Source organism: Neisseria sp. P0022.S010 (genome assembly GCF_051956635.1).
This window is the reverse complement of the sequence record NZ_JBQCXF010000310.1, coordinates 1-3478: the sequence shown is the minus strand read 5'-3', so window position 1 is coordinate 3478 and position 3478 is coordinate 1. Positions and strand designations below refer to the sequence as shown.

The following is a 3478-nucleotide window of genomic DNA, read 5'->3' as shown; positions in this document are numbered from 1 at the left end:
TACGTTATTGCCAGACATCGGGCGCTTACCGGTCACTTTGCAAACTCGTGCCATGGTTAGTCTCCAAACTTCTAAAATAGTAAAACGCGATTTATACCACGAAATCCGCCTTCAGTTCAAGTCGTTTACTGAAAAAACGGGATTTGTGGAAATAAACCTTCTCAATATGTTGCATCTGCGAAACGGTATCTCGCAAAGCCTTAACTTTTCAATTATAACGGATTTCTTCAAAAAAATCATCTGTCGTTTGTTTGGTCGGCGAAATAAACAGGCCGTCTGAACATTTCAGACGGCCTGTTTATCGTCATGCTTTTTTCTTCAACGCCGCATTCAAAATGCAGCCGAGTATAAAACAGGCTAAAGAAGGAACAACCCACCCCAAACCGATATTGTAAAACGGCAATGCGCGCTCGATGGCGGCAGCGGTGTCGGCATCCAATCCAAACGCAGCTTTATAGGCATCGAGCAGACCGACTACAAGGGCCGCCATCATGGTGCAGAAATAGACAATACGGCCGCCGCCAAACAGTTTATCCGTCAAAGCCAGCAGAATGATGACGATAGTCAGCGGATACAACAGCATCAACATTGGAATAGAAAAATGTAAAATCGCTGACAGGCCTTTATTGGCCAACAGGATAGACACCACCGTATTCAGTATCACAAAGACTTTATAGGAAATACCCGGGCAAAGACGGTTGAAATATTCGGCGCATGAAGTAATCAAACCCACCGCAGTACTCAGACAAGCCAGCAGCACCATGACGCCAAGCAACACAATACCGGCCGTACCGAAATAATGCTGTGCGGTTTTAGACAAAACCAACGCGCCGTTTTCCTGCAAGCCGATACCGGCCACACCTGTCGCGCCCATATAGCCGATAAACAGGTAAACCACTGCCAGGCAGGAAGCCGCCAACACACCGGAAATCGTCGTGGTCTTCAGCAAATCCGCGCGGTTGTCCACGCCCATGGCGCGAACGGCATCGATGACGATAATGGCAAACACCAGCGAAGCCAGCGCGTCCATGGTGCCGTAGCCTTCCAAAATACCTTTAACCAACGGATGAGTGGCAAAATCGCCTTGCGCTGCCTGTGGCACGCCCATCGGGTTGATAGCGGCATAGCCGACCAATATTGCAATTGCCAGCAATAAAACGGGCGTAAGGATTTTACCGATACGGTCAACCAGCTTACCCGGAGAAATCGACAGCCAATAAGTCATGCCGAAAAACACCAGGCTGAATACGGCCAATGCGATGTTTTTCCAAGATTCATCGATGAAAGGAGAGATGGCGGTTTCAAAAGATACCGTTGCCGTACGCGGCATGGCAAACAAGGGGCCGATTGCCAAATAAAGCGCGGCGGCAAAAGTCACGCCGTACCAAGGCGCAACACGGGAAGCCAGCGCTTCCACATCACGCGAGCCGGAATAGCCGACGGCAATCACGCCCAGCAGTGGCAACCCCGCCCCGGTCAACAAAAAGCCGAACATTGCTGAAAGCCAGTTTTCGCCTGCCTGCTGCCCCAAATAAGCCGGGTAAATTAAGTTACCCGCGCCGAAAAACAGCGCAAACAGCATCAAACCCACCGCCCATAAAGAGGCCTTGCTGCGACTTGTCGTCGAATTCATCTTAAATTCTCTTTTTCCAAATAACCGTTATCGGCTTCATCGGTTTCATCGATTTCAAGGCCGTCTGAAAGCATTTCGGCTTCGTTTGTTTCCAAACCGTCTTTCAGGCTGATTTCGATTTCGCCATAATTTTCAGGCTGTACGATACGCACCAAGCCTTCTTTGGCCAATTCCAGCAATGCAATAAAATTGACCACCACATACGTCGCGCCCTGCTCCGGCTTAAACAAATCGCTGAATTTGCTGATGCCACTTTCGTTCAAACGGCGCAAAATCGCCGTCATCTGCGCGCGCACGGAAATGGTTTCCCGCACCACTTCATGACTGCGCGTATGCTTGGCGCGCGACAAAATACCCAACCAAGCCTGCGTCAAATCGGCAACGTACACTTCCGGCAACTTCGCTTCGACCGCAATTTCCAGCGGTAAATACGCCCAAGCGAAATCACGTCCGGCACGCGGCAATGCGTCCAAGCCCTGAGCCGCCAGTTTCATTTGTTCGTAAGCCAACAGACGACGCACCAGCTCGGCACGCGGGTCCGCCTCTTCATCCTCAACTTCTTCAGGACGCGGCAACAACAGGCGCGATTTAATTTCAATCAACATCGCCGCCATCAACAGGTATTCCGCCGCCAAATCAAACTGATATGCCTCCATTTGGGCAATATAGTGCAGATACTGCTCGGTAATCTTCACCATCGGAATATCGAGGACATCGATATTTTGCTTGCGGATAAGGTACAGCAGCAAATCCAACGGCCCTTGGAAGCTGCTCAATACCACCTTCAACGCATCGGGCGGAATAAACAAATCCTGCGGCAAATCGGTAACAGGCTGACCGAACACCCACGCAACGGTATGTTCAGACGGCGTTGCGGTAGTGGAAGAAATAAGGTGTTCTGAAGGCATGGTTAAAGGGTCTTTTTCTTTTTAAGTTTAGTAAGAAGTTTCATCAACAAAAGGCCGTCTGAAACGAGGACGATCCGTTTTTAATATAAAAATCAGCGGTTTTTACGATTGATTTGCAAAGAAACGATGGCGACGGCAAAGGTCTGAGCCAAGGCCATGCCCAACAGCGGCAGGCTGGCGAAAACTGTACCCGTCAGTACCGAGCCGATATCTCGGGACAACACAAAACCATCTCTCGCCAGCATCGCCACCATCAAAGCCGACAACAGCAAACTTTCGCAGCCGACCAAAAGCCAAATCATTTTAACCGAACGGCGTTTGCGCCATTTCATGATACCGGCGTGCAAAAGGCTGAATATCACGACGGACAGAAACGGATAAAGAAAAGTGGTGAACGGGCGGGTATAACCGCTTTGCACACACAAATAATCGCCGGGCAGCGTATTGCATTCCATCACATCGAGAAACATCGGATCGACAGCATACATCAACACGCCGAACCATACCGCATAAATCAGACTGGCGATAAAGTAGGCTTTAAAAAATCGGCTCTTACCCATTTCCTACCCCTCACTTCCGCCCTGCGATATGCTCCACCGCAGCCTGCGCACAATACAGCCCAAACGCAGCCGTTACCAGCATACTCGCCCCATAGCCCGCGCAGGACAAACCTTGCGGCGCGGCATCGGTCGAACACGCTTCGCCGGATTGCGGCGGCGTAATATTCTCGGTTGAATAAACGCAAGGCACGCGCATTTTTTCTTTGGTATCGCGGCTGAAGCCGTAGCGTTTGCGCAAGGTGTAGCGCAGGTTGGAAAGCAGCGGATCGTGGGTAACGCGGCTCAAATCGGCGGTTTGGATTAAAGCCGGATTTTTCTGTCCGCCCGCGCCGCCGCTGATAATAAACGGTTGTTTATGTTGCACGAAATACGCCGCC

Annotated in this window: 5 protein-coding genes; 1 reads left to right on the top strand and 4 read right to left on the bottom strand. The window is 50.6% G+C overall.

Translation table 11 applies throughout. The features are described 5' to 3' along the window. Positions 1–280: hypothetical protein (locus tag ACTHUT_RS15865; protein WP_440419027.1), on the top strand; the 280-nt coding region annotated here is incomplete at its 5' end. A gap of 24 nt (positions 281–304) precedes the next feature. On the opposite strand, the gene brnQ is transcribed toward ACTHUT_RS15865, so the two are convergent. The 4 genes from brnQ to ACTHUT_RS15845 all read right to left on the bottom strand — a co-directional run. Next, positions 305–1633, bottom strand: a complete 1329-nt coding sequence (gene brnQ, locus ACTHUT_RS15860; RefSeq protein WP_440386538.1) for a branched-chain amino acid transport system II carrier protein — start codon at positions 1631–1633, stop codon at positions 305–307. Next, entirely contained in the window at positions 1630–2541 is a 912-nt protein-coding gene (locus ACTHUT_RS15855; protein WP_440386537.1) for a segregation and condensation protein A, read from the bottom strand. The genes brnQ and ACTHUT_RS15855 overlap by 4 nt, the downstream gene beginning before the upstream one ends. 92 nt (positions 2542–2633) lie before the next feature. Further along, positions 2634–3101, bottom strand: a complete 468-nt coding sequence (locus tag ACTHUT_RS15850; RefSeq protein WP_440386536.1) for a hypothetical protein — start codon at positions 3099–3101, stop codon at positions 2634–2636. A gap of 10 nt (positions 3102–3111) precedes the next feature. Then, the coding region (locus tag ACTHUT_RS15845) for a tRNA threonylcarbamoyladenosine dehydratase (protein WP_440419026.1) at positions 3112–3478 on the bottom strand (367 nt) is incomplete at its 5' end.